The 24,541-nt window shown below is 57.0% G+C and carries 22 protein-coding genes; 18 read left to right on the top strand and 4 right to left on the bottom strand.

What is annotated here, in order from left to right; translation table 11 throughout:
* Positions 1-50: 50 nt before the first annotated feature.
* From B0D71_RS13565 to B0D71_RS13555, 3 genes are all read right to left on the bottom strand, one after another.
* Positions 51-1,271 carry a WD40/YVTN/BNR-like repeat-containing protein gene (locus tag B0D71_RS13565; RefSeq protein WP_103395191.1) on the bottom strand — a complete coding sequence of 407 codons (1,221 nt, stop codon included), beginning with the start codon at positions 1,269-1,271 and terminating at the stop codon, positions 51-53.
* A gap of 199 nt (positions 1,272-1,470) precedes the next feature.
* Positions 1,471-2,820 (bottom strand): DUF1329 domain-containing protein, encoded by a 1,350-nt coding sequence (locus B0D71_RS13560; RefSeq protein WP_103395190.1) that lies wholly within the window; start codon positions 2,818-2,820, stop codon positions 1,471-1,473.
* 81 nt (positions 2,821-2,901) lie between these two features.
* Positions 2,902-4,548, bottom strand: coding sequence for a DUF1302 domain-containing protein (locus tag B0D71_RS13555; RefSeq protein ID WP_165798713.1), 1,647 nt, complete (start codon positions 4,546-4,548; stop codon positions 2,902-2,904).
* A 342-nt stretch (positions 4,549-4,890) separates the two neighbouring features.
* Between B0D71_RS13555 and B0D71_RS13550 the strand changes: the two genes are divergently transcribed.
* The 14 genes from B0D71_RS13550 to B0D71_RS13485 all read left to right on the top strand — a co-directional run bounded on the left by B0D71_RS13550 (position 4,891) and on the right by B0D71_RS13485 (position 18,569).
* Positions 4,891-6,648, top strand: coding sequence for an FAD-binding protein (locus tag B0D71_RS13550; RefSeq protein ID WP_103395188.1), 1,758 nt, complete (start codon positions 4,891-4,893; stop codon positions 6,646-6,648).
* A gap of 142 nt (positions 6,649-6,790) precedes the next feature.
* Positions 6,791-7,819: an acyl-CoA dehydrogenase family protein gene (locus tag B0D71_RS13545; protein WP_103395187.1), complete on the top strand. Its 1,029-nt coding sequence runs from the start codon at positions 6,791-6,793 to the stop codon at positions 7,817-7,819.
* Positions 7,820-8,950: an acyl-CoA dehydrogenase family protein gene (locus tag B0D71_RS13540; protein WP_103395186.1), complete on the top strand. Its 1,131-nt coding sequence runs from the start codon at positions 7,820-7,822 to the stop codon at positions 8,948-8,950.
* A gap of 19 nt (positions 8,951-8,969) precedes the next feature.
* On the top strand, positions 8,970-9,728 hold the full coding sequence (locus B0D71_RS13535) for an SDR family NAD(P)-dependent oxidoreductase (protein ID WP_103395185.1): 759 nt from the start codon (positions 8,970-8,972) through the stop codon (positions 9,726-9,728).
* Positions 9,729-9,767: 39 nt separating this feature from the next.
* The gene (locus B0D71_RS13530) at positions 9,768-11,885 is read left to right on the top strand and encodes an acetate--CoA ligase family protein (RefSeq protein WP_103395184.1); all 2,118 of its coding nucleotides are present in this window, start codon (positions 9,768-9,770) and stop codon (positions 11,883-11,885) included.
* A 13-nt stretch (positions 11,886-11,898) separates the two neighbouring features.
* Positions 11,899-12,378: an FAS1-like dehydratase domain-containing protein gene (locus B0D71_RS13525; protein WP_103395183.1), complete on the top strand. Its 480-nt coding sequence runs from the start codon at positions 11,899-11,901 to the stop codon at positions 12,376-12,378.
* A complete protein-coding gene (locus tag B0D71_RS13520; RefSeq protein WP_103395182.1) occupies positions 12,375-12,842 on the top strand; it encodes a MaoC/PaaZ C-terminal domain-containing protein in 468 nt (155 codons plus the stop codon). Before B0D71_RS13525 ends, B0D71_RS13520 begins: the two co-directional genes overlap by 4 nt.
* Positions 12,835-13,215, top strand: a complete 381-nt coding sequence (locus tag B0D71_RS13515; protein WP_103395181.1) for a Zn-ribbon domain-containing OB-fold protein — start codon at positions 12,835-12,837, stop codon at positions 13,213-13,215. The genes B0D71_RS13520 and B0D71_RS13515 overlap by 8 nt, the downstream gene beginning before the upstream one ends.
* A complete protein-coding gene (locus tag B0D71_RS13510; RefSeq protein ID WP_103395180.1) occupies positions 13,212-14,384 on the top strand; it encodes an acetyl-CoA acetyltransferase in 1,173 nt (390 codons plus the stop codon). The genes B0D71_RS13515 and B0D71_RS13510 overlap by 4 nt, the downstream gene beginning before the upstream one ends.
* Complete coding sequence (locus B0D71_RS13505) at positions 14,381-15,139, top strand: enoyl-CoA hydratase/isomerase family protein (protein WP_103395179.1); 759 nt, start codon at positions 14,381-14,383, stop codon at positions 15,137-15,139. The genes B0D71_RS13510 and B0D71_RS13505 overlap by 4 nt, the downstream gene beginning before the upstream one ends.
* Positions 15,140-15,170: 31 nt before the next feature.
* On the top strand, positions 15,171-15,980 hold the full coding sequence (locus B0D71_RS13500; protein ID WP_103395178.1) for an enoyl-CoA hydratase/isomerase family protein: 810 nt from the start codon (positions 15,171-15,173) through the stop codon (positions 15,978-15,980).
* 1 nt (position 15,981) lies between these two features.
* Positions 15,982-17,193, top strand: coding sequence for an MFS transporter (locus B0D71_RS13495; protein WP_165798712.1), 1,212 nt, complete (start codon positions 15,982-15,984; stop codon positions 17,191-17,193).
* A gap of 16 nt (positions 17,194-17,209) precedes the next feature.
* Entirely contained in the window at positions 17,210-18,169 is a 960-nt protein-coding gene (locus tag B0D71_RS13490) for an SDR family oxidoreductase (protein ID WP_205885997.1), read from the top strand.
* Positions 18,170-18,182: 13 nt separating this feature from the next.
* Positions 18,183-18,569, top strand: a complete 387-nt coding sequence (locus B0D71_RS13485; RefSeq protein WP_103395175.1) for a nuclear transport factor 2 family protein — start codon at positions 18,183-18,185, stop codon at positions 18,567-18,569.
* Positions 18,570-18,686: 117 nt separating this feature from the next.
* Here the strand turns inward: B0D71_RS13485 and B0D71_RS13480 are convergent, their stop codons facing one another.
* The gene (locus B0D71_RS13480; protein ID WP_165798711.1) at positions 18,687-20,066 is read right to left on the bottom strand and encodes an MFS transporter; all 1,380 of its coding nucleotides are present in this window, start codon (positions 20,064-20,066) and stop codon (positions 18,687-18,689) included.
* Positions 20,067-20,289: 223 nt separating this feature from the next.
* Between B0D71_RS13480 and B0D71_RS13475 the strand changes: the two genes are divergently transcribed.
* The 4 genes from B0D71_RS13475 to B0D71_RS13460 all read left to right on the top strand — a co-directional run bounded on the left by B0D71_RS13475 (position 20,290) and on the right by B0D71_RS13460 (position 24,449).
* Positions 20,290-21,117: a fumarylacetoacetate hydrolase family protein gene (locus B0D71_RS13475; protein ID WP_103395173.1), complete on the top strand. Its 828-nt coding sequence runs from the start codon at positions 20,290-20,292 to the stop codon at positions 21,115-21,117.
* Between the two features lie 32 nt (positions 21,118-21,149).
* Entirely contained in the window at positions 21,150-22,037 is an 888-nt protein-coding gene (locus B0D71_RS13470) for an acetaldehyde dehydrogenase (acetylating) (RefSeq protein ID WP_103395172.1), read from the top strand.
* A 22-nt stretch (positions 22,038-22,059) separates the two neighbouring features.
* Positions 22,060-23,094 carry a 4-hydroxy-2-oxovalerate aldolase gene (dmpG, locus tag B0D71_RS13465; protein ID WP_103395171.1) on the top strand — a complete coding sequence of 345 codons (1,035 nt, stop codon included), beginning with the start codon at positions 22,060-22,062 and terminating at the stop codon, positions 23,092-23,094.
* A gap of 311 nt (positions 23,095-23,405) precedes the next feature.
* Positions 23,406-24,449, top strand: a complete 1,044-nt coding sequence (locus B0D71_RS13460; protein ID WP_103395170.1) for a flavin reductase family protein — start codon at positions 23,406-23,408, stop codon at positions 24,447-24,449.
* The last annotated feature ends 92 nt before the right edge of the window (positions 24,450-24,541 follow it).

The following is a 24,541-nucleotide window of genomic DNA, read 5'->3' as shown; positions in this document are numbered from 1 at the left end:
TCCTCTCACCCAGGCTCAGTAGTGCTCAACCCACCAGTACAACCAATGCGCTATGGGGTATCCATAATCGTCACGCCGTTCAGACCAACCAGCGCCAGTCGATTGGCCGTCAGCCCAATCACACCGGTGAACAAAGTCGCACTCTTGACGGCAAGCGGCCTGAATGTTGCGCCGCCATTACTGCTTATAGCGGCCTGGGCCGACTGGCTCACCAGTACAAAGCCGCCACGCTCCAGTGCAGCACCAGCGGTGACACTACCTTTGAAGTCACTCGTCACCGCGCTCCAGGAATGCCCGCCATTCACGCTGCGAAACACATGACCTCGCAATCCGTATGCCAGCAGGTTTCCGCTGCCGCCGGTCAGTCCAAAAAGAGTTCCTTCATAACCCGTCTCGCTCGCCACAAAGCGTTTTGTTCGTGAATCCTGGCGCCATACCCGGCCACGCTCGCCGGTAATAAACAGAGCCCCATCCACCTCACGAATCGACGTCAGGTGAAGCAAGTCGTTATTGTCGATTTGCGTATTCCAAGGCTGCCAGGTTTCCCCGCCGTCGCGACTGGCCATGATCAAACCAAAGGGGCCGACAGCGAAGCCGTTGCCCGCGGAATCGAACCAGACGCCCATGAAAAATTGAGCAGGTCCGGGCCGGGTCATATTGAGAATGGCAGACAGATAACTCGAGGCGCTTTGCTCATCGAGCCCGGAATTCCCCTTGAAGTACTCGACAATGATCGCTTCCAGGCCGCGCCCGTCGAGCTGCTTTGTCCAACTAGCCCCCGCGTCTGTGCTGCGCAAAATAACGGCGCCGTGACCGACAGCCCAACCACGTTGATCGTCAGCAAAAAACACGGCGTTCAAATCAACGCCGACGGGGACACTCGCTTGGGTCCAATTCAAACCTTGGTCATCAGAGAAAATGATGATCCCGTTATCCCCAACCGCGACCAGGCGCTTGCCTGCTTTTGCGATATCGCGCATGGGCTTCTTGTCGGCTTGGCGCACACCGGCGACGGGCTGATCAAGCGGATCAATAAAGGAACCGGCATTGACTACAAAAGGTGACGTGAGTAACGCCGCCCCGAGCAGTAATGCACACGACTTTTTCATTAATATCAGGCTAGGCATGAGGGCTCCCTTGTCACTTTCTTTCTCCGCAAGATCGAGTCTGCTGTTGTTCTTGTTCAGAGAGTTGCAATTGCGGTCCTGGTCATGATTGGGAACATGCACTGGACGCCAAACCAGTTTCCGCTGCTCGCGAATCGTTGGCATGCCTCATCTTGATTAGAAACGCTACGAACAGCCCATGAGCTTCTCAAGCAGCACGCTTGCCTATCATGGGCGGTGCAGACGGCCTTGTTTGCCAACAGAAAAAGCGGGCGCAGGTTCTGTCCTGCGTCATTTTGGATAGCCGCAAACCAACGATGCATGCACCGTTGGGTTTGCGGCTTGTCTGAAGGGGTGAACTTATTTAGCGAATGCCACTACCAGCCATAGAGTCCGGAGAGAGCTTACCGTTAGGCCAGCGAGCAACTCGCACATAGCCAGTGCCATCAGTCATGTGCATGGAGCTGCAGTACTGCCCCTTCACCAGGTCATAAATGATCATCGGCGTATTAGGGACAGACTTTGTATTCCAGTCATAGGTGAAGAGGCCCTGTGCGGTACGCATCAATTTACCGGCTTGGTCATATCCCTCATAGAGCACGATAGACCAGCTGTCTTCATCGACATAGAACACCTTCTTGCTTTGCGCGTGGCGCATGCCGGTTTTCAAAGTCGCCTCCACCACCCAAGTGCGGTGCAATTCCCAACGCATTTTGTCCGGGTTAGCAAACTGTTTGCCAAACGCGTCATCAGCCGACGTATGCATCAGAAATTTGTAATTGTTGTAAGGAATATAGAACTCTTTTTTGCCGACCAGTTTGAAGTTGTAACGGTCCAACTGCCCTTCCCACATACCCAACTCGTCGTTGAAGTATGCACCGCCCGCGATTGTCATCGGGCTGTCGTAGCCGAACTCTGGGGCCTGGCGAACCCGGCGCTGCCCTTGCGTATAGACCCACTGTTTGCTGTTACCATCTTTTTTTGCATGCATCACCATGTAGGTAAGCGACTTATCTCCTACGTTTCGTGCTGGCCCAACATAGGCGGCTAGACGACGCTGGTAAAACTGCTGCTCCTCGTCCGGATTGTCGTGGTAAGGCGAGTCAGTGTAGTTATCAAGGTCATGGGTCATGATGCGGTTACCGGCGGAGTCGATCATGTAACCCGCAAATCGCGAACGGTACGCAGGACCGTAATAACGCAAGTTGTGATTCCAGATGACTTCACTGCCCGTTTTAGGAATCGGAAACGGGTAGCCACCCATTGCTCCCTCTAGATCCTCCCCATCGAATGTACTCTTGGCTCGAGTAGCATTCTTGATGGTGTCCGCCTTTAGCCAGTCCGGAAAATCCACAACACGATGGCTTTGATAAACTTCAACTTTGTAGTCAGGCCAGCGTTTTAACAACTCTCGAGTGCCCGTACTGACCTTGTCGCCATACTGCTCGACATTCGCTGCTGTAATGGTGAACATCGGCTTTTCGTCCGGGAACGGATCAGGGTAAATCCCGCCATTTTCCGGCATGGCCGGGCCCTTCCAGCCCGGCTTCCAGGCGGGAATACTGCCATCGGCATTACCGGCCTTTTGAGCACCGAACTCGGTCAATTTTTCACCTCCAAGCTGTGCAGCCTCATCGACTGAAACCGCTGCAAGAACTGATGCCGATATCGAAAAGGTAAGGGTGAAAATCACTGCAAGTTGAGTCTTTTTCATCTTCTTTCTCCGTTTGGAGCACTGCTGGCAGGCAAGTGCACCCCCTCTACGACCCCGCAAAAGCGGGACCTGAAGGAGCCCTTAAAGACTGGTTTGGAAAGTCAGGGTGACGCGTCCACGATCCGTGCTGCCCATCGCACCAACGCGGTCTTCAACGTCGACGGCATCTGAGTAGAGCAACCCGACCTTGTACTTCATGTCGATGTCGGCCGTGACGCCTGTCGCCCAGGCGAACGCGCGTTCTGCCGAGCCCATCAAGACAGGCGAATTACCGTGAATCCCGTAACCGGCGACGGTCAGGTTTCCGGTCAAATCAACTCCGGGCAGTACCTGGAGCCAAGTTGGCAAGACCACCAGCGAGAAACTGCTGGAGTTACGAGTTCCACAACCTGGGCCATCCGTTGCGTCTTCACAATTGCTGTAGACCTGCTCGTTGTGGGTGACCTTGTCCAGGTAGGTATAACCCAGCTCAGCAATCACAACCCCAGTGTCATACAGCGGCAATTTCGGCATAGAAGCCTGGGCATTCAACAAACCGTGCCAGGTATTACCGGTCGCTCCATCGAGGTTGCCATTGAGAAGCGGGCCGCCTGTACTGTCCAACGCCGTACCGCGGCGATAAGAAATCTCAGCTCCCCAACTGACATCTTTCCAGTTGAAGTTCGTAAATGCACCGAACAGATCGACGCCGCGGTTATAGACCTGGTGGAAACGCAATCCCGTAATTGGATCACTAGGATCGGCCTCGAAATTGACGGGCCAAGGCTGCATTTCGTCCAGACGCCGATACACCAGACCTATGGTCCCGGAATACCACTGCGGCGTTATATTGAGCTGCAAGCCAAAGTTGCCCTTCTGCTTGTCCCTCGGTTCGATAACCTCTCCTTGATTGATATAGAAGTTACCCAACCCTGGCGCAGAACCTACGAAAATGCGCCCGTCACCAGCGTAGAGAAAGTCCGGCCCCCCGAGAAAAGTTCCGCCTTCACTCGGCCGGTTAGGCTTCCAGTCGAAGTGGTAATAGCCCGCCACGGAAAACATCTCGTTCAGTTGGCTCTGGAAGGAAATTTGCGGCAGAGGCATGGCCAACTCTTTCGGCGACGCACCTGGCGTTTCCGCGCCTTTTTGCAAGTTGCTCGGCTGCTGATTCCAGGAAATCGCATCGGTTGAGTCGATTTGAGAAACGCCCCAGATGAGCGAGTGTTGCCCAAGCTTGGCCGAAACCGGGGTATCGCCCAAGTTGAACGTGCCAAAGACAAATGCGTCGAGAATCTCACCGGACGGCCCGTTGTAGTAGCGCTGCGCTGTTCGCGATAACTTGCCGTCGGGGTAGGCAGATATGCCCCGCAAATCGGGATTACTTTTCAGATCATGATCGTCATAGGCATTGTCATACCATCCTGTGGCACTGATCCGCGCACCGTAGTCATCCTTGTAGACCAGGTCCATTTCGGTCAAGACATCAAGACGACGTTTCCACATATCGCCGCGCTCAGCTGAATAGTCAGACTGATGGTTCGTAGGATCATTACCAATAGCCGAGGCAATCCCCTCGGTACGCCAGCCCATTCCTAGACGGAAGTCGGTGGTCCAGTTGATCTGCAAATCAGGGTTGCCGGTATTGATAGAAATGGCATGAGCCAAAGGACTAACAATCGCACCGGCCAGCAACACCGGCGCCAGAAACCTGTAACCGCTATTGGCTGCAGTACTCTTTTTCTTGTGCATGTTGCGCTCCGCAAGTCCAAGTCTGGTTTTGTTGTTGTTCAGCTTGTCTTGGTGACAGGCTAGGGCTGGCCGACCCCCACTCCTCGACGTCACGGCTAGTTTCAGCGCAAAGCACAGCGCCAGCATGCCCTATATTGATTAGCCAACCTGAAGCACTCGCACAATCGTCTATCCCGCCACCAAGACTGGCAGCCGCCTAATCAATTCTGAGCATGCTGGACTCGCTCGTTCGCGGTGAAGCTATGCGACAAGAGAGCCTGACAGAGCAGACCTGCTTGGCTTTTCATTTCCGAAAACAAAAAAATCACGGCCTCAACGGCTGTGCTTGATTACGGAGCTCGCATGTCCATGAAAGTGTCTATCGAAAACAAGAAATGCGCTGTGCTGGTTGTTGGCTCTGGTGCCGGTGCATTGCTCGCGGCGAACCGAGCTCATGACTTGGGCCTGCATGTCATCGTTATCGAAAAGAGTGATCGCTATGGAGGCACCTCGGCATTGTCTGGCGGAGGCATCTGGATCCCCAACAACAGGGACATCCGCAACCAGGACAATTTCGACAATGCGTTGACCTATTTCAAAGCTTGCACCCACGGTCTTGTTTCGGAAGACAAGCTGCGCGCTTACCTTGATTCGGCCCCGGAAATGGTCGAGTACATGCGCAATCAAGTGGGCGTCAAATACAATGCGGTTCAAAATTACTCCGATTACTGCCAGCAACTTCCCGGTGCTCTGGACACGGGGCGCACCATGTTTGTGGAGCCGGTGGATGCGGGCATTCTTGGCGAAGATTTCTTCGCATTGCGCGAAGCCGACATGGGCGCCAAATTGTTTGGTCGCATTGCGCTGGATTATTACGACGGACAACTGCTCGGCGCTCGAGCCAAGGGCTGGAAGCGCAAGATTTTTTCACTGATTTGGAACTACTGGTCGGACCTGGCCTGGCGCGTCAAGACTCGTCGTGATCGTCGCGTGACCATGGGTAACGCACTGGTTGCCGGCCTGCGTATAGGCCTCAAGGAGCGTAAAGTTCCGATCCTGCTGAATACGCGTCTGGAACGTTTTATTGTTGAGAATGGCATGGTCACCGGCGCGATTGTGAGCCGGGACAGCAACGAGTTCTCCATCCATGCCAACCATGCAGTCATCGTCGGCTCCGGTGGCTTTGAGCAGAACCAGACTCTTCGATCCACCCACCTGCCGCTACCGACTCAGGCGGAGTGGAGCGTCACCCCCATGCACAACAACACCGGTGATGCGCTGCTCGCAGGCGAGAGCATTGGTGCTGATACCGAGTTTATGCATGAAGCCTGGTGGGCGCCTACGGTGCGTATTCCTGCTGCAGACACACCCAACGTGAACATGCGCAGCGCTCTTTTTATCGAGCGCAGTTACGCCCATAGCCTGTGCGTCAACAGACTCGGCAAACGATTTTCCAACGAAGCGATGTCCTACAACGATTTCGGCCACGAGATGCTCAAGGATAACTCCGTCACCGGAGCCAATGCGCCCTGCTGGTTTATCTTTGACGCCAGTTATCGCAAGAAGAACATACTCGGACGCATCATGCCCGGTTCGATCATGCCGGACTCCAGCCTGCCCCCAGAGTGGTGGGATACCGTACTTTATCGCGCGGACTCGATCAGTACATTGGCCAACAAGATTGGCGTTTCACCTGGCACGCTCAACGACACTATCCAGGTCTTCAACGAATACGCCAAAACGGGCATCGACCTGGACTTCAATCGCGGACATTACAGTTTCGACCGATTCTACTGCGACCCTCGCCACAAGCCCAACCCCAGCCTGGGCGCACTCGACCGGCCACCCTACTACGCCATCAGGGTCGACTTGGGCGATCTTGGCACCAAAGGCGGTCTGAAGGTCGATAGCGATGCCAACGTCTTGGATCTGGCGGGGAATCCTATTCCCGGGCTTTATGCGATCGGCAACGCGTCAGGCGCGGTGACTGCCGACTCATACCCAGGAGCAGGTGGAACACTCGGCCCTGCCCTGACCTTTGGCTACCGCGCTGCCAACCACATCGCTCAGAGCGCCCAACACAAAACAGTGCTTGCGGCCTCCCCGACTATTCATGCCTGAAAACTGATTTTGTAATCAGTTTGCGGCATGCCGATCGAGCCTGCGGTCAAGATAATTGGCTGCAGCACCGGGCCGGGCCCGCTAAGTGAAAACCTGCGTCCCAGCAGTCGTTCCAACACCTAACCATTGGAGGAGCCTACCTGTGCTCGCATTATTCAACGAAGAACAACAAATGTTTGAAAGCACGGCCAAGCGCCTGGCGGAATCCATCGGTATCACCAACCCTCACGACCTGAACACGAACGACCGGGCACATGGCTGGCAGATGCTGACAGATGTCGGCCTGCTTGGTCTGCGCATGCGTGACAATGGAGTTCCCCTTGCATCAGGTGTGGAAGTGATGATCGCCGCCCAAGCCTTGGGTGAAACTCTCACGCCACAGCCCTTCATCTCGGCGGTACTGGCCGGCGAGTTGCTCGCCTTGGCGAATGCTCCTGATGAACTGATCGAAGAGTTGGTTGCAGGAGAAACCCGCTACGGCCTGCTGCTTGATCGATCATTCGAAAACCTCGCCGCGCCCGATGACGCAGACTGCATCGCCTGGGACACCGATGGCGCACATTACGCCCTCGGCCTGATCCAGAACCAAGTGGTACGGATCAGCCTCGCTCAGGGGTTTGAGCCTGCTCGGGAAGTCGCTGATCTCACTCGAGGCCTGCTCCATCGCCGTGCGAATACCACACCCGCAGAAACCATCGGCGAACCTCTAAGTGCGGAAAAAATCAAGCGTTGGCTCGCCCTGACTCTGGTGACAGTGTCCGCCGACATCGTGGGTGCCATCACGGCTGCACAGGCAGGTGCGGTGGCGTACACCCGGGAACGCGTTCAGTACGGCGCGCTGATCGGCAGTTTTCAGGCAATCCAGCACTTGTGCGCAGAGATGCTGGTTCAGGCACAGGCAGCCCATAGCATTAACTGCTACGCCGCCTGGGGTGTGGATCAATTGGACGCGGACGAAGCGTTGCTCGCTGCACGCACCGCAAAGGCCTATGCGGCCTCGGTCGCACTGCCTGTGACCGAAGCCGTCATGCAGGTCTACGGCGGTATCGGCCAGACCTGGGAACACATCGCTCACGTCTACACCCGTCGCGCCATGGTCAACGCCCGCCTGTTTGGCGATGAAACCTATCAACTGCAACGGATTGCCGACGCACGCCTGGGAGCACAGTAAATGGATTACCGAGATACGCCGGAAGAAGCCAAGTTCCGCCTCGAGCTGCGCGAATGGTTCAAACACAATATTCCTGCCAACTGGCGCGACATCACTGATGGTGAAGGTCTGCGGGCGTTGGCCAAGAGCTGGCACAAAGCGCTCTATGCCGATGGCTACATGGGGCTGAACTGGCCCAAGGAGTATGGCGGACAAGGACTCTCGCCTAGCTTCGACGCCATTCTCAATGATGAGGCTGGACGTGCCGAGGCGCCACGACTGCCAGGCATGGTGAACTACCTGGGACGAGCGATTTTCACCTACGGCACTGAAGAGCAGAAATTACTTTTCCTGCCCACTCTATTGAGCGGTGAAGTGCAATGGTGCCAAGGGTTCAGCGAACCAGGTGCTGGCTCCGACCTGGCCTCGCTTCGTACTCGCGCTGATCTGCAGGGTGATCACTACGTTGTCAATGGTCAGAAAATGTGGACCAGCGGCGCGCTGCAAGCCGACTGGTGTCTACTGCTGGCCCGGACTGACAGTGGCGCGGCCAAACACAAAGGAATTTCCTGCCTGCTCACCCCACTCGATGCCCCCGGCATCACCGTTAATCCGATCGTTTTGCACAGCGGCGAACCGGAAACAGCTGAGGTGTTCTTCGACGACGTGCACATCCCGGTGACGCAGCGTATTGGAGAACCCGGTGCAGGCTGGCGAATCGCGATGACCACTGTGTCGTACGAGCGCGGTGCATCCGACACAGGTTCCATTTCAGTACTACGTCGCCAGTTGCGCGAACTCGAACAGATCGCTCATCAAAAAGGATTGCTCAACGATTTGAATACACGGATGAAACTGGCCCGCGCTCATGTCGACATCGAGGCGCTCAGCCTCAACGTTGCCCAGCAATTGTCGTCCCGCCTGGCCGGCCGCGACCCGGGCCCAGAAGGTTCGGTCGGCAAGCTGCTGTGGTCCAAAGCTGCGCAGTACACGATGCATGTTGCGCTTGATGTTCTCGGTGCAGACGCGTTGACCGGCAATGCCCCGCGTTGGCTGGCCGAGTACTTCACCTCGCGCCCGGTCAGTGTCTACGGCGGCTCCTCGCAAATACAAAAAAACATCCTCGCCCGCATGCTCGACATGCCACGTTGACCCACCACGGAGCAACATCATGCGCTTGAAAAATCGTGTCGCCGTCGTCACTGGTGCCTCACAGGGCATTGGCCGGAGCATCGCTAACCTCTACGCCAAAGAAGGCGCCAAGGTCGCCATTGTCGATATCAATGTCGCCGCAGGCGAGGAAGCCGCAGCGCAAATCAACGCCGAGGGTGGCACTGCCCTATTCGTCAGCTGTGATATCGCGCGGCGGAGCGAAGTCGATGCCGCAGCTGCCAAGATCAAGTCCAGTCTCGGCCCCATCGATATTCTGGTAAACAACGCCGGCATTACCCGGCCGGCGATGTTGCACAAGATGACCGACAGCGAATGGAACCAGGTTATCGACGTGCACCTTCACGGCTCGTTTTACTGGCTGCAAGCAGTCGTCCACGACATGATCGAGCGCCAGTGGGGTCGCATCGTCTTCGCTAGCTCTTCCACCGCCCAGAACGGCTCGATCGGCCAAATCAACTATGCCGCGGCCAAGTCCGCAATGCTTGGCATGATGCGCACGGCTGCTCGCGAACTGGGCAAGCACAACATCCTGGTCAATGCCATCGCTCCCGCGGCGGCCACAGAAATGACCAAGGCAGTCATGACTGATCCGAAGTTCGCCGATGCCCGCGAAGCCGCACTCAAACAGCACCCGCTACGCCGCTCGGCTGAACCGGCCGAGATCGCCCCGGCCTTCCTCTATCTGGTTAGTGACGAGTCTTCGTACATCACCGGCCAAGTGCTGTCGGTGGATGGCGGCTCAATGATGGTGCGTTGAGCACCAGCCGGTTTGACTCGAAAAAACAGGATAATAAAAATGACCAGTCTCGACACGACTACACCAGATCTCGATCGCTTACTGTCTCCTCGATCGATCGCCATGGTGGGTGCTTCCAACAATTTGAACAGCATTGGTGGGCTGGTTTTCGCCAATCTCAAACGAAGTTTCACCGGTACGCTGTATCCGATCCATCCCAAGGATGCCGATGTGCAGGGTTCCCGGGCTTACGCCAGCCTTCACGATATGCCACAAACGGTCGACCTCGTTGTCATCGCAGTTGCCAGTCATGCCGTTGAAGGGATCATGGAGCAGGCAGCAAGCAAAGGCGTCGGTGGTGTCGTCTTGCTCTCCTCAGGTTTTGCTGAGGCCGGCGCCGAAGGCATTGCCTTACAGCAACGTGTGGCTGATATGGCCAAGGCGGCGGGTATCCGAGTGATCGGTCCGAATTGCATCGGTTACCTAAATATTGGCGGCGGTGTGATGGCAAACTTTGCGCTGACGCCCGATGAACCCCTCCCGCCGGGTGGCGGTGTGGCCCTAGTGTCTCAGAGCGGCGGCTTCGGTTCCTACTTGACTACCAAAGGTTTGCTGACTGGGTTGCGCCTGGGTTGGTTCGTCAGCACAGGCAACGAACTGGATGTCAACATTGCTGGGGTGTTGCGCTATCTGGTGGAGCGCCCGGAGGTTCGCGTTCTGCTGGCCTTCAGTGAAACACTGCGAGACCCGCACGTATTCATCGCAGCGGCCCGTCGCGCTCACGCGCTCGACAAACCCATGGTGATTCTAAAAGCAGGCCGTTCGGAAGCTGCCGCCAAGGCCGCAATGAGCCACACCGCGTCAGTGGTCGGTGCCGTCGATGTGTTTGACGCTGTCTGTCGGCAATACGGTGTGATCGTCGCCAGCAGCATGGAAGAGATGCTCGATCTTGGGATGATTTTCCAGGACGGTCGCCGTGCCAGGGGTAATCGCCTGGCCATCATGACAACGTCCGGAGGCGCCGGAGTGCTGTTAGCGGATGAAGCCGGAATGAGCGGGCTGGCCGTACCGACCTTTCCCGAAAACGAGCAAGCCAACATGCTCAACGTCCTGCACACGCCATTCTTCGGCAGCGTGGCAAATCCCGTTGACACCACCGCCGCCGTACGCCCTGACGCCATCGGCATGCTGCAGAACCTGATCGCCGACAGCCCCTCGGTCGATATGATCACCTCCGTCACCTGGGCGCGTGCAACCGGCGCAGCAGAGGAATTGGCAGCGTTCTACCAACGTATCGACAAGCCGTTGGCAGTGCTCTCCACTGATCTGGTAGAGCAGCTGAAGCAGGCAGGTGTCCCAACCTACACCGACCCACAACGTGTCGCGAAGTCACTGGCAGCGCTCTATCGCCACTCTACGCGCCTGCCGTTGAGTGCCCCAAGCACTCTGCAACTGGACTCTACTCGCGCGGAGCGTGCACGCCGTCATCTGCAACTGCCTACCGGTGAACATGTGCTGATGGAGGCTCAGGGTAAACGGCTGTTCGCTGAATACGGTATCCCGCTAACCCGTGAAGAATGGGTGCACAGCGAAGACGAAGCGGTGGCCGCTGCTCAGCGAATTGGAGGAAAAGTAGTACTCAAGGTTATGTCTTATCAGCTTCCTCACAAATCCGATGTGGGCGCCATCCGACTGGGACTGCAGGGTGATGCTGTCGTGCGCGAGGGTTACCGGGAGATGCTTGCCGAGGTCGGGCAGCGCGCTCCGCACGCCACTCTGGACGGCGTGTTGGTACAACAAATGGTACCTGCGCGCATGGAGCTAACGTGCGGCCTGCAGCGCGACCCGGTGTTCGGGCCAATGGTGGCTGTTGGCTTGGGGGGGGTGTTGGTGGAGCAACTGGCGGAAACAGCGTTGCTGCGTCCCCCTTTCGACAGGGAAACGGCACGCTCGGCGCTCGCTCAACTCCTGCAAGGGCGGTTGATTCAGGGCCGTCGCGGCCTGTCAGATCAGGAGCAGGACCAGGTCGCGGCAATCATGATCGGCGTTGGCAACCTGGCCCTTGAACTGGAGGAAGTCGTGGAAGTCGACGTCAACCCGATCAGGGTCGATGCCGGCCTCGCATTTGCCGCTGACGCACTGGTAGTGCTAGCCAGCACGTCATCAACAGACCACTGACGGAGTACACGCGATGGCAGACCAATCGCTTATCGGCTACCAGTTTCCGCCTTTTCGCTTCAAGGTCGAAGAAGGCAAACTCGTTGAATTTGCAAAGGCTACGCACTGCACAGATGCCTGTTATTTCGATCCCAATGCAGCCCTGCAACAGGGGTTCTCCGAACGACCGGCACCGCCCACATTCAGCACGGTGAGTCTGCACTGGCAACCCGAAGCAGAAGGCAATCCCCTGAACCTCGACCTTTCACGTGTCTTGGCGGGCGGCAACGAGTGGGAATACTTGCGCCCGATGCTGGCTGGAGAGGAGTTCGTCGTTCGTACTGTCATCGCCGACGTCAGCCAGAAACAGGGCAAAAAAGGCTTGATGACGTTGATCGTGCGGGAGATGAGTTTTTTTGACCAGCACGAGCAACTTGCACTGATCGCGCGCAGCACCATTATCGAGATGCCACCTGTTCCTACATTGAATGAATACGAGGTCTTGCCCACATGAACAGCATCGCCAATCGTGTTTCCCCACGTTTTCAACTCGGTGACGCGGCCCCCGAACGCCGCGTCGGCCCGATCACGCGTACCGACATCGTCCGCTACGCCGGCGCAGGCGGTGACTTCAACCCTATCCACCATGACGAAAAATTCGCGCAAAAAGCTGGTTATACCAGCGTGTTTGCTCATGGTTTGCTCACTGCCGGCATTCTCTCAGCTTACACGGCGTCGTGGCTGAGCCTGGCCGCCTTGAGCAAGTACTCGGTGCGCTATGTATCCCAGGTGTGGCCTGGCGACACCCTGATCCTCAGCGGACGTGTCATCGCCATTGAGCAGATAGCCACAGGTGGCACGCAAGTGAACTGCGAGTTGCTGGTACAGCGCGAAGCCGCCAATGGGCAACGCCAGGATGTGCTAGCTGCCAAGGCATTGGCGACCTACCGGGATACCTGGAAGATCACCCATGACTGATATTCACGAGAGAGCACCATACCAACGTTACCTGGAAGGTTTGGCTCGCGGCGCCTTGGTTTATCAACACTGTAAAGGCTGCCAACGGGCAGTGTTCTACCTGCGCCCCTGCTGTCCTGCATGTGGCTCGGTGCAATTGGTACTGCGCGACAGCCAACGACTGGGCACGCTCTATTCGTCCAGTGTCATCTACGACAAAGAGCATAACTACAACATCGTGCTGGTCGACCTGGATGAGGGGTTTCGCATGATGAGTACAGTCGTAGACTGCGAAGCACCCGCCATCGGTGCACGAGTCAAGGGACGGGTTGAGCAACTGGCAGGGCAAGAACCTCGCGTGGTGTTCGAACTGATCGAAGGAGTCGTCGCATGAGTGCGCATCATCTTCGCGGCGCTGCCGCAGTCGTTGGAATCGCCGAGTCCGACCTGGGTGATGTCGGGCCAGAACGCTACTCGATCGAGCTCGCCGGACAAGCCGCCGTCCGCGCCCTGGCAGACGCTGGTCTTGGCATGCAAGACGTCGACGGACTTTTCGGCTGTGTAACCGGACGGTTCATGTCCAACCTTGACTTGGGCGAATACCTGGGAATCCGCCCCCGTTATAGCGACAGCGGCAATATCGGCGGCAGCTCGTTCGTGTCTTACTTGCTGCACGCCTCCGTCGCACTACAAGCGGGGTTATGTGACACCGCACTGATCGTTTACGGCAGTACACCGCGCGCGGACGGTCATCGCAAACTCTCCCCCGGTGGACTGATAGAAAGGCCAAACTACGAAGCCCCTTACAAGCCTCGTCATCCGGTATCCGGCTACGCGCTGGCCACTGCGCGCCATATGCACCAATACGGCACAACACGCGAGCAATTGGCAGAAGTTGCCGTCGCTGCGCGTGCCTGGGCATTGCTCAACCCAGTCGCCTTCTGTCATGACAAGGGCGCGCTAAGCATTGAAGATGTACTAAACAGCAAGCAGGTTTGCAGCCCCTTGAGCGTGCGAGATTGCTGCTTGGTGACCGACGGAGGCGGTGCCGTGGTGATGACACGTGCCGATCGCGCGCGTGATCTATCCAAGCCGCCGGTGTATTTGCTCGGTGCCGGCGAAGCCCATTCGCATCGAGCCATCTCGCAGATGCCGGACTTGACCACAACGATAGCCACCCAATCCTCTGCTCGCGCTTATGCGATGGCCGGTGTCAGACCCCGCGATGTAGACGTACTGCAGCTCTACGATGCCTTCACAATCAATACCATCATGTTTCTTGAGGACCTGGGCTTTTGCGCCAAGGGCGAAGGTGGTGCGTTCGTCAGCAATGGTCGGATCGCTCCTGGCGGTGAACTGGCAGTCAATACCAACGGGGGTGGCCTGTCCTATTGCCACCCGGGCATGTACGGGATTTTTGCGATCATCGAAGCGGTGCGCCAGGTGCGCGGAGAAGCCGGGCTAAGGCAACAAAACAACGTTGAACTCGCACTCGCGCACGGCAATGGTGGTCAATTCTCCAGCCAGGTCACCGCCATCCTCGGCACGCAGGCCACGTTATGAATGTGGTTCTGCGCGAGCGGCATGGCCCGGTTCTTTTGATCACGCTCAATCGCCCTGACTCTTTGAATGCCTTCAACAGCGAGCTGCACCGCGAGCTCTCCGACGCCTGGCACGAAGCAAGTTACCCGGACATTCGTGCGGTCGTACTCACCGGTAATGGCCGCGGCTTCTGCGCCGGCGCCGATCTCAATGCCGTACATAAAACCGAGGATGCGGGGCATAACACGCTAAGGCATACCTTCAACGCCCACACGTTAGCCATGGCGGCGCTAGACAAGCCTGTGATTGCCGCTATCAACGGTGCAGCCGCAGGTGCGGGACTTTCGTTGGCCTGTGCCGCCGATATCCGTATAGCCTCAACAAACGCCAAATTCGTTCCGGCGTTCGTCGACATCGGTCTGGTGCCCGATGCGGGCGGCAGTTGGTATATCACCCGCCTGCTCGGCTATACCAAAGCGTTCTCCTGGCTGAGTAGTAATCACCGACTCAACGTGGATGAAGCACTGGCCTGGGGGCTGGTATGCGAAATCCTGGAACCTGACCAACTGCTGGCCCGCGCCCTGTACATGGCCGCCGAACTGTCAGCCAAACCCGGACGCGCCGTCGGCCTGACCAAACGACTCTTGGCGCAAGCCACACAGCACAGCCTCGCAGAGCAACTGGAGGCCGAAGTCACGATGCAGAACCTGGCCCTGCTCTGCCCTGAACGCGCTCAAGCCCGAGCCGCGATGCAGGAAAAACTCAAACGTCGTTAACCCCGGTTCCTCTCATTCCAAGGAGTCTCTCATGCCCGATTACGGACGTTTTCGCAGCATCCTCGCTGAACAACAAGAGGGGGTACTGACCCTGACCCTCAACCGCCCCGACCGCCTTAATGCGATTGGCGATGACATGCACGAAGGACTGGAAACGATACTCGCAGACCTGCGCCATGACGTCAGCGTTCGAGCCGTGGTACTCTGTGGCGCCGGTCGCGCCTTCTGTGTCGGGGGGGATGTCAAAGCATTCGCTGACGCTCCGAAGGTAGAGCGCACACCCTACGAAGACATTGCCTTGGTCACCGAGAGCGCGGCGCGCCTGATTGAGTTGTTTGTGGCGGTTCCACAACCCATCGTGGCAGCGGTACACGGCTACGCGATGGGGCTCGGCGCAACACTCGCACTGATGTGCGATGTGGTGATCATGGCCGAAGACGCACAGATCGCCGACACTCACGTCCCCATCGGTCTGGTCGCCGGAGACGGTGGTGCGCTCATCTGGCCATTGGCAATGCCCTTAGGCGCCGCCAAGTACTACTTGATGACCGGTGATCGCCTCAACGGTGTCGAAGCTGCTCGCCTGGGACTGGCGTTACGTGCGGTACCTTGCGCTGAGCTTCAGGAGCAAGCCATCGCCATTGCCCAGCGCATGGCCGCGCTACCACCGCTTGCCCTGCAGGGCACCAAACGCACCCTGAACAAAATTCTCAAGCATCGTAGCGAACTCGTTATGGAGACTGGATTGCATCTAGAGGCGGCCACCTTTCTCAGCAACGACCACATCGAAGCGGCTAGCGCATTCGTGGAGAAACGCTCCGCCACCTTTCATGGCCGTTGATATGAGTCGCAGCCCTACAAGCTCGGGCTGGCTGAGTGGCATTTCCGGGGAAGTGCGTTGCCTGTGTGTCATCAGTTTTATTTCCGCCGTGGGCTTTGGCATACAGTCACCTGCGATTCCCGTCTTCGGCCAGTCACTCGGCGTGGGCAGCACAATGATCGGCATGATCATCGCGTCCTTCCCCTTCGCCCGACTGCTGATGGCCTGGCCAGGAGGACGCCTCGTGAATCGGCTGGGCGAGTACCGCCTACTCTGCGGAGGATTGGCGGTACTGGCACTGAGTAGTGTCGGTGCCGGGATGGCTACCTCGGCCAGCGAACTGCTGGTGTTTCGCGGCTTTTGCGGAGTCGGCTCGATCCTCTATAGCATATCTGCGATGAGCCTGATGTTGCGTACTACTGACGCAAGTCACCGGGGGCGTGCTTCGGGGCTGTTCATGGGCGCGTACTACGTCGGGACTGTTACTGGGCCGGCGATTGGCAGCCTGTTCGTAGGCATGTCGGTACGCCTGCCGTTCTTTATTTATGGTGCTGGCGCGGGCGCCGCCTGTGTCGTTGCGCTGATTCTGCTTCGGCACCTACGTCATCAAAGGTCAGCGCAACTGACGACCGGCAAGCGGCCTGTCAGTGTTGCTCAAGCGCTGCGCTTGCCAACCTACCGTGCCGCCATCGCCGGCAACTTTGCCATCGGCTTCGCCGTGTACGGTGTCAGGGTCTCAATTCTTCCGCTGTTTCTGCTGGTGGTACTACAACAACCAGCCAAATGGATTGGCATAGGTCTGACAATAGGCGCGCTGGCACAGACAATTCTCTTGCCCAATTCCGGGCAACTTGTCGATACGTGGGGCAGAAAACCGACTCTGATGCTGGGCTTGGCGCTGGTCCTGTGCAGCTTTCTGACAATCCTGATCGGAGAGTCGCTGTCGACTTATCTGACGGGAATGGCGCTCATGGGGCTAGGCACAGCCTTCTGCGCAACATCGGCTGCGGCTATCGCCGGTGACGTCGCTGATGGTCGCGGAGGTACCGTAATCGCCAGCTATCAAATGTCCGCTGACCTGGGGATGGTCATTGGGCCAATCCTCATTGGCCTGATTGCCGAGCACGGCTCCTACGCACTTGCACTGGGCTGCACCGCCGGGTTACTCGCACTGGCCGGCCTGATGTCCTTCGCCATGCCACACAAAAAAAATGAGGAGAGTACCAATGGATGATTGGGGGGAGTCAAAGATGCCCAACCTCGCCGGCAAACGCGCACTTGTGACAGGCGCGGCCAGTGGTATTGGTTACGAGGCAGCACGTGCCTTGGCATTGGCAGGTGCGCAGGTGCTGATGGTCGACCGTGATGAAGTGGGAGGCGCCGCCGCAGTCAAACGTATCCGATACCTGCGCGCAGGCGCCAAGGTCGATTTCAAGGTCCTAGACCTGGGTAACCTAAGATCAATCGAGCATTTCAGCGACCAGTTGCTTGCACAGCGCCAACCCTTGAACATACTGTTCAACAACGCGGGTATCCATCCGCTAAGTACACGACGAACTACCGTGGATGGTTTTGAGTTGACCTTTGGCATTGGCCACCTTGGTCACTTTGCCCTGACCGGTCGCTTGCTTCCGCTATTGCTCGCTACCCCCTCTGCACGCATCGTCACGACCTCCAGCTTGGTTCACAAGCAAGGTTGGTTCGACCGCAGTGACCTGCAAATAGAGCGCAACTACGAAGCGCAACGCGCCTACAGCCAGACGAAACTGGCTAACCTGATGTTTGCCCGTGAATTGCAACGTCGTGCCAATCAGGCGGGAGTCACCTTGACCAGCGTTGCCGCTCACCCGGGTGTGGCTCGTACCAACATCGGCGCCAACCGTAACCGCCAGGGCACTCTGCGCTGGAAGGATCGCTTGGTGAATCTGGCCCTTTCCGTCGTCATGCCGCTGCTCGGTCAGGACGCCCAACAGGGCACCCTGCCCCTCTTGTATGGCGCTACCGTGGCCCCCATTGACCCCGGCGGGTTTTACGGCCCGCGCGGGTTCGGCGAAATGAAAGGTTCCCCCGCTCCGGCCAAAATCGCTGCCAGCGCCTTGGCCGCTGAAATGAGCACGTGGCTGTGGGAGACTTCGGTCCTGCTGACTGGAGTGGACTTCGAGCAACTCACCCCAAACATGCAGAAATTACCCGCCCCAGAAGCCGGTTAACAAGGAAGCTGATATGCCTACCGAAGCACAGATGAAGAACGCCATGCAGTCCTACATCGACGCCTTCAATCGTAACGACCTGGACGCCGTTGTCGCATTGTACAGCGACGACGCAACCGTCGAAGACCCCTACGGCACGCCTGCCAAAAGCGGCAAGGTGCAGATCGAGGCGTTCTACCGTGCCTCTATGGCCTATGGTTCAGTCCTGAGGCTATCTGCCCCCATCCGTGCCTCCCACGGCGATGCTGCGGCCATGGCGTTCGATGCCGTAGTGACGACCCCTCAAGGGGAAGGACGAGTTAAGGTCATCGACGTCATGACCTTTACCGAAGAAGGCCTAATCAACTCGATGCGTGCCTACTTTGGGCCAGGAGACATCGAAATGCCCGAGCTCACTTGATCCAGACCCTGTAGGAAATTCCCAGAACGTCGTAGGTTCTCAATGCCGTACAACGTCGATGCGTCGAACGGCATTGCTCACTGCAGTAACGCGTAATGCTAACGCAGCGTTGATGCCTCAATGCAGATGCAATCTCAGGCTGAGAGGGATCAGCAATGCCGACGCTATCACCGAAAAAAGCAGGCCCACACTCAGTGCATGATCAATGGCGCTTACCCCCAGCGCCAATCCCAGTAGCGCACTGCCAAGCGCCCCGCCGTAAGTGCGCGCCGTTGAAATCAGGCCTGTGGCACTACCAACATGCTGCGCAGGCGCGGCCATCTGCATGAACAGCATTTGATTTTGATTAATGACACCCAATCCCAGGCCACATAAACCAAAACTGGTAAAAATGTAGCCCGACGAACTTCCCGGCGCCAATAGTGATAGAAGCCCGCATCCTGAGAACAGCAACAATGCGCCCAATGCCATCAACCGCTGTGGTCGACGCTGGCGACGGAATAGCAGGCCGTTGAGTACGCTGCCAACGGGCATGCCTACCAGCATTGGAATCATCGCCACGCCGGCTTCGACCATGCTCAGCCCACCGACAGTATGCAGCAGGGTCGGACTGTAGAAGAACAGAATGAACAGCACCGCCCCACTGAGCAACGTCGAAAATATGATCTGTCGGGCGCCTCTGTTGAGCAAAATATCAAGCGCCAGAATTGGCTGCGCTACCCGCAACTGGTGTCGCCAAAGACTCGTCAGTACAAGACCGCACAGCAGCCACCACCCCACAAAGGATGCTATGGACCGGACATCTCCCAAACGTTCTTGCAAAGCCATGAGTGAAGAAACGATGAAGACACACAGCAAGCCGCCGCCGAGCACATCAAACCGCTGAGGCTGAATATGCACTGTTCTGTTAGGTGGAATAAAACACAGCACCATCAGCACCGGAATGCCTACCACGGGCACCACAAACAGCGACGAGCGCCAACCGAACGCATCACTAAGCGTGGCGCCGAGTAAAGGCCCGATGCTGCTCGACAAGGCGAACATGATACCGCTGACGCTCTGCCAACGGACTCGTTGCGCAGGATCTGGAAAGACATCCGCCGGCACAGCAAAGGCCGTGGCTGCCATCATGCCAAGAGCGATGCCATTGAGCACGCGCATCGCCAACAATTGATCCATCGACAACGCCATGGCACTGCCGATACCGGCAAGGCAAAGCAATGCGATTGATCCCCGCAGCAGTCGCTTGCGGCCATACATATCACCCAGCCGTGCAGTGATGGGCGTAGCACACGCGGACGCGAGCATCTGCAAAGTGCCCGTCAGCGGGAAACGCTCAAGGCCATGCAGCTCATTCGCTGCCAGTGGAAGGATGCTGCCACCGATGGTGGTTTCCAGTCCGAGCAAGAACAGCACGGCATACACGCCCAACATGGCCCGGGCTCGCTGCTGCGTCGATAGCTCAAGTGGTGAATCAGTTTCAGAAAGGCTGTTCACCCGCATCTCCCCGTTAATTTAAATTGATATTGAACGCGCCCTCTCCTGCCGCGCCTCGTCAATTCAGATTAAAACCAGGGAAACCTTGGAAAAATCACCACGGCCTTGCACATCGACAGAGTGAGTTTTAGGCCTAAAAAATTCAAAATGTAATCCAAGCTGATCAGGGCGGCCTGATGCGCTTGCGTCATGATTCGACCAGGCCTGACAAGAGGACAGTCGAATGCCACCTGAAATTGAACCTATAGAGAATGCCCACCCTCAAGACACCACTGAGCCGCATCCACTTGCCGAGCGCCTGTACCAAGCTCTGCGCGAAGGCTCGACGATCGCGCCCCTGACCAGCAGCGCCTCGCTGAGCATTGAAGAAGCCTATGGCATCTCGCTTCAGATATTGAAGATGCGCCAGGCGAACGGCGAGATCGTCATCGGCAAAAAGATTGGTGTTACCAGCAAGCCGGTCCAGGAAATGCTCGGTGTTCATCAGCCCGATTTCGGTTTCCTGACCGATCGGATGCAGTTTGCAGATGACGCGTGCATCAGCATTAAACAGGCAAACCTGATTCAGCCACGCGCGGAAGGCGAGATTGCCTTCATCCTAAAAGATGAACTTCTCGGCCCTGGTATCACCCAGCAGGACGTGTTGCGCGCCACTGAATCAGTGGTGGCGTGTTTCGAGATAGTCGATTCACGCATCAAGGACTGGAAGATAGCCATCCAGGACACCATCGCGGACAACGCATCCTGCGGTGTCTTTGTACTGGGGCAAAACCGGATCGATCCTAGCGACCTCGACCTCGCCAATGTGCGCCTGGATATGAACCGTAATGGTGAACTGCACTCCAGCGGTCTGGGCTCGGCTGTGCAGGGCCATCCGGCAGAGGCCGTTGCTTGGTTGGCCAATACGCTTGGCGCATTCGGCATGCCTTTGCGCGCCGGTGAAATCATCCTCTCCGGATCGTTGGTCCCACTCGTGCCGGTTCAGGCTGGTGATCGCTTTGACCTGAGTATCAGCGGCATCGGCACTGCCTCGATTCGTTTCATTGAATGAGCCTTCCCTTCACTCAAGCGAGATAACTGACCATGACACGCAAAATCAGATGCGCCTTGATCGGTCCGGGCAACATCGGCACCGACCTGCTTTACAAGCTCCAACGCAGCGAAGTACTCGAACCGGTTTGGATGGTGGGCATCGACCCCAATTCCGATGGCTTGAAACGCGCACAAGAGATGGGGCTCAAAACCACCGCCGATGGCGTTGATGGGCTGCTACAACACGTAAAAGCCGACAACATCCAAATTGCTTTCGATGCCACCTCGGCCTACGTTCACGCCGAGAACTCGCGCAAGCTCAATGAGTTGGGCGTTCTGATGATTGACCTCACGCCAGCGGCCATCGGGCCCTACTGCGTACCGGCAGTCAACCTGGTCGAGCACCTGGGTAAACAAGTCATGAACGTCAACATGGTGACCTGTGGTGGACAGGCGACCATTCCCATGGTCAACGCAGTGTCTCGGGTACAACCAGTGGCCTACGGTGAGATCGTCGCGACCGTGTCCTCACGTTCGGTCGGCCCAGGTACACGCAAGAACATCGACGAATTTACACGAACGACCGCAGGTGCAGTGGTCAAGGTCGGTGGCGCAAAAGAAGGCAAGGCAATCATCGTGATCAACCCTGCAGAACCGCCGCTGATCATGCGCGACACCATCCATTGCCTGACCGAAACCGAGCCAGATCGTGACGCGATTACAAAGTCGGTGCACGACATGATCAAAGAAGTACAAAAGTATGTGCCCGGATACACCCTGAAGAATGGCCCTGTGTTTGACGGTAACCGCGTATCGATTTTCATGGAAGTTGAAGGCCTTGGCGACTACCTACCCAAGTACGCAGGCAATCTCGACATCATGACGGCAGCGGCGGCCCGCACAGCGGAAATGTTTGCCGAAGACATGCTCAAGTCTTAAACACTCCAGAGGAGAAAATGCCATGACCGACCTACGCGGCAAACAAATTAAACTACACGACATGTCATTGCGCGACGGCATGCATCCGAAGCGGCATCAGATCACCCTGGAGGAAATGGTCAATGTCGCCACGGGGCTGGACGCTGCCGGCGTTCAACTGATCGAAGTTACCCATGGCGACGGCCTAGGGGGCACTTCCGTCAACTATGGCTTTCCCGCCCACAGCGACGAGCAATACCTGCGAGCCGTTATTCCAAAGATGAAGCAAGCCAAGGTCTCAGCTTTACTGCTACCTGGCATCGGCACCGTCGATCACCTGCAGATGGCGTACGACTGTGGTGTCCATACGATTCGTGTCGCGACCCACTGCAGCGAAGCCGATGTGTCTGAACAGCACATTCAGTATGGCCGAAAGTTAGGCATGGATACCGTTGGTTTCCTGATGATGGCGCACATGCTCGACGCTGAGAGTCTGGTCAAACAGGCCAAACTGATGGAGAGCTACGGAGCCAATTGCCTATACGTTACCGACTCAGCCGGCTACATGCTGCCCGAGGATGTGCGAGTTCGCATCGACTCGGTCCGCCAGGCGCTCAATCCGGAAACTGAATTAGGCTTCCATGGCCATCACAACCTGGGCATGGCAATCGCCAACTCGCTAGCAGCGATTGAAGCTGGCGCCAACCGCATCGATGGCTCTGCTGCCGGTCTCGGCGCTGGCGCCGGTAACACGCCTTTAGAAGTGTTCAATGCCGTGTGCGATCGCATGGGCATCATTACGGGCGTCGACGTGTTCAGACTCGCCGATGTTGCGGAAGAACGAGTCTTCCCAATGATGGAGCACATTGTGAGGGTCGACCGCGACTCACTCATGCTGGGGTATGCAGGCGTTTACTCCTCATTCCTGTTGTTTGCAAAGCGGGCTGAGAGCAAGTATGGCGTACCGTCCCATGAAATTCTGCTCGAGCTGGGCCGCCGCAAAACCGTCGGCGGACAAGAAGACATGATTGAAGACCTTGCCCTGGATATGGCGCGAGAGCGAGGTCTCACTGCCTGAGCAGCAGACAGTTTTGGGTAATCCACTTCACCTTGCCTCCTATTTGGGGGCTTTTTTTACCCTCTATTTCACGCTAAGGGATACTTTTTTTCGGAAGGATTCATCCACTTATGCGGCCAGGCCTAAAGCAAGCAACGGTCAATTAACTTGTGACCATTTCTATAGCTGCGCGACAACCGATAAACCTTGAAAGTACGAAACTTAATGCATCTTCGACGTCAGTTATCGTCCATTCAGATCATGCAAGCGCCCCTCAGGCGTAACACAATTCACCCTACAGAATTTGCTTATACCACCAGAGGAACAGCGACATGATTGAAAATGCAAAGCGCAATGAACCGAACCAGCAGTCGCGCACCGCCCCCCCTCTGGACATCACGGCGTTCCGCCAGGCTCTCGGGACATTCACCACGGGGGTGACGATTGTAACGGCTCGGGGGAAGGACGGTTCTCCAGTGGGTGTAACGGCTAACAGTTTCAACTCAGTATCCCTGGACCCCCCGATGGTACTGTGGAGCCTGGCGCGTAAATCGCAGAGCTTGCCTGTCTTTGAAGAAGCAAGTCATTGGGCTGTACATATTCTCGCGCACGATCAAGGTGAGCTGTCCGCAAGATTTGCCCGAAGCACCAGTGGGGCAGAAAAATTCGACGGGGTCATTTGCGAGGACGGTCATGGCGCGGCCCCCTTGCTTTCAGGATGCACGACAAGGCTTGAGTGCCGTACCGCCAATATCTTCGATGGCGGTGACCACATAATCCTGTTGGGTGAAGTTATAAAATTCGAACAGTGCGACACACCACCCCTCGTGTTTCAAAGTGGTAACTATGCCATTGCAACGAGCACTGCGCAGACCATCCAGCCGCCGCCAGGAGAGGACCCTCGTAATGTCAGCGAAACAAGTTCGCTGGGCTATCTGCTAGCCAGTGCCTACCTGCACTTCTACGCAAAAATGCGTGAGCAAGCGAGCTCGATGGAATTGAACGATATCGAACACCTCATCGTGAACGCCCTGGGTGCCCGCGAGGGCCGCACCTACCGCGAGCTGAGCACATTGGCAGCCTACTCCGGTCGGTCTGTTGGCCCTGAATCGATTGATGACCTGGCGGCCAGAGCCCTGATCCGTATTGAGGACGATACTGTGGAAGAAGCCGACACCGGCCTCAACGGAGATCACACCCGTATTTATCTGACTCAGGAAGGCCAAAAAATGGTCGAGCAGATGCTGAAGGAAAGCGTTCTGGTAGAAGAGGAGATGATGCGTCAGTTGGGGGTGCCCGAAACCATCGCGTTACGTACGCTGCTCAGCCGTTTCGTTCGAATACACAGCCCCTTGATTCCGTACCGGTGGTTCTAGAGTTAACCGTGCAAAAGTTCTGTGGGTTGGATACCAAATGGGATGGCGAATCCACGTGCTTCAACGTGTCGTAGCGATGACAACCACGTCAA

The organism is Pseudomonas laurylsulfativorans (genome assembly GCF_002906155.1).
GTDB lineage: Bacteria > Pseudomonadota > Gammaproteobacteria > Pseudomonadales > Pseudomonadaceae > Aquipseudomonas > Aquipseudomonas laurylsulfativorans.
Note: the sequence above shows the minus strand (reverse complement) of the source record. Positions and strands in the feature narration are given on the sequence as shown.

Bases quoted from the DNA above. Each gene is read 5' to 3' on its own strand.
- B0D71_RS13565 (WP_103395191.1), bottom strand. From the start codon at position 1,271: ATGCCAACGATTCGCGAGCAGCGGAAACTGGTTTGGCGTCCAGTGCAT.
- B0D71_RS13560 (WP_103395190.1), bottom strand. From the start codon at position 2,820: ATGAAAAAGACTCAACTTGCAGTGATTTTCACCCTTACCTTTTCGATA.
- B0D71_RS13555 (WP_165798713.1), bottom strand. From the start codon at position 4,548: ATGCACAAGAAAAAGAGTACTGCAGCCAATAGCGGTTACAGGTTTCTG.
- B0D71_RS13550 (WP_103395188.1), top strand. From the start codon at position 4,891: ATGTCCATGAAAGTGTCTATCGAAAACAAGAAATGCGCTGTGCTGGTT.
- B0D71_RS13540 (WP_103395186.1), top strand. From the start codon at position 7,820: ATGGATTACCGAGATACGCCGGAAGAAGCCAAGTTCCGCCTCGAGCTG.
- B0D71_RS13535 (WP_103395185.1), top strand. From the start codon at position 8,970: ATGCGCTTGAAAAATCGTGTCGCCGTCGTCACTGGTGCCTCACAGGGC.
- B0D71_RS13530 (WP_103395184.1), top strand. From the start codon at position 9,768: ATGACCAGTCTCGACACGACTACACCAGATCTCGATCGCTTACTGTCT.
- B0D71_RS13525 (WP_103395183.1), top strand. From the start codon at position 11,899: ATGGCAGACCAATCGCTTATCGGCTACCAGTTTCCGCCTTTTCGCTTC.
- B0D71_RS13520 (WP_103395182.1), top strand. From the start codon at position 12,375: ATGAACAGCATCGCCAATCGTGTTTCCCCACGTTTTCAACTCGGTGAC.
- B0D71_RS13515 (WP_103395181.1), top strand. From the start codon at position 12,835: ATGACTGATATTCACGAGAGAGCACCATACCAACGTTACCTGGAAGGT.
- B0D71_RS13510 (WP_103395180.1), top strand. From the start codon at position 13,212: ATGAGTGCGCATCATCTTCGCGGCGCTGCCGCAGTCGTTGGAATCGCC.
- B0D71_RS13505 (WP_103395179.1), top strand. From the start codon at position 14,381: ATGAATGTGGTTCTGCGCGAGCGGCATGGCCCGGTTCTTTTGATCACG.
- B0D71_RS13500 (WP_103395178.1), top strand. From the start codon at position 15,171: ATGCCCGATTACGGACGTTTTCGCAGCATCCTCGCTGAACAACAAGAG.
- B0D71_RS13495 (WP_165798712.1), top strand. From the start codon at position 15,982: ATGAGTCGCAGCCCTACAAGCTCGGGCTGGCTGAGTGGCATTTCCGGG.
- B0D71_RS13490 (WP_205885997.1), top strand. From the start codon at position 17,210: ATGCCCAACCTCGCCGGCAAACGCGCACTTGTGACAGGCGCGGCCAGT.
- B0D71_RS13485 (WP_103395175.1), top strand. From the start codon at position 18,183: ATGCCTACCGAAGCACAGATGAAGAACGCCATGCAGTCCTACATCGAC.
- B0D71_RS13475 (WP_103395173.1), top strand. From the start codon at position 20,290: ATGCCACCTGAAATTGAACCTATAGAGAATGCCCACCCTCAAGACACC.
- B0D71_RS13470 (WP_103395172.1), top strand. From the start codon at position 21,150: ATGACACGCAAAATCAGATGCGCCTTGATCGGTCCGGGCAACATCGGC.
- dmpG (WP_103395171.1), top strand. From the start codon at position 22,060: ATGACCGACCTACGCGGCAAACAAATTAAACTACACGACATGTCATTG.
- B0D71_RS13460 (WP_103395170.1), top strand. From the start codon at position 23,406: ATGATTGAAAATGCAAAGCGCAATGAACCGAACCAGCAGTCGCGCACC.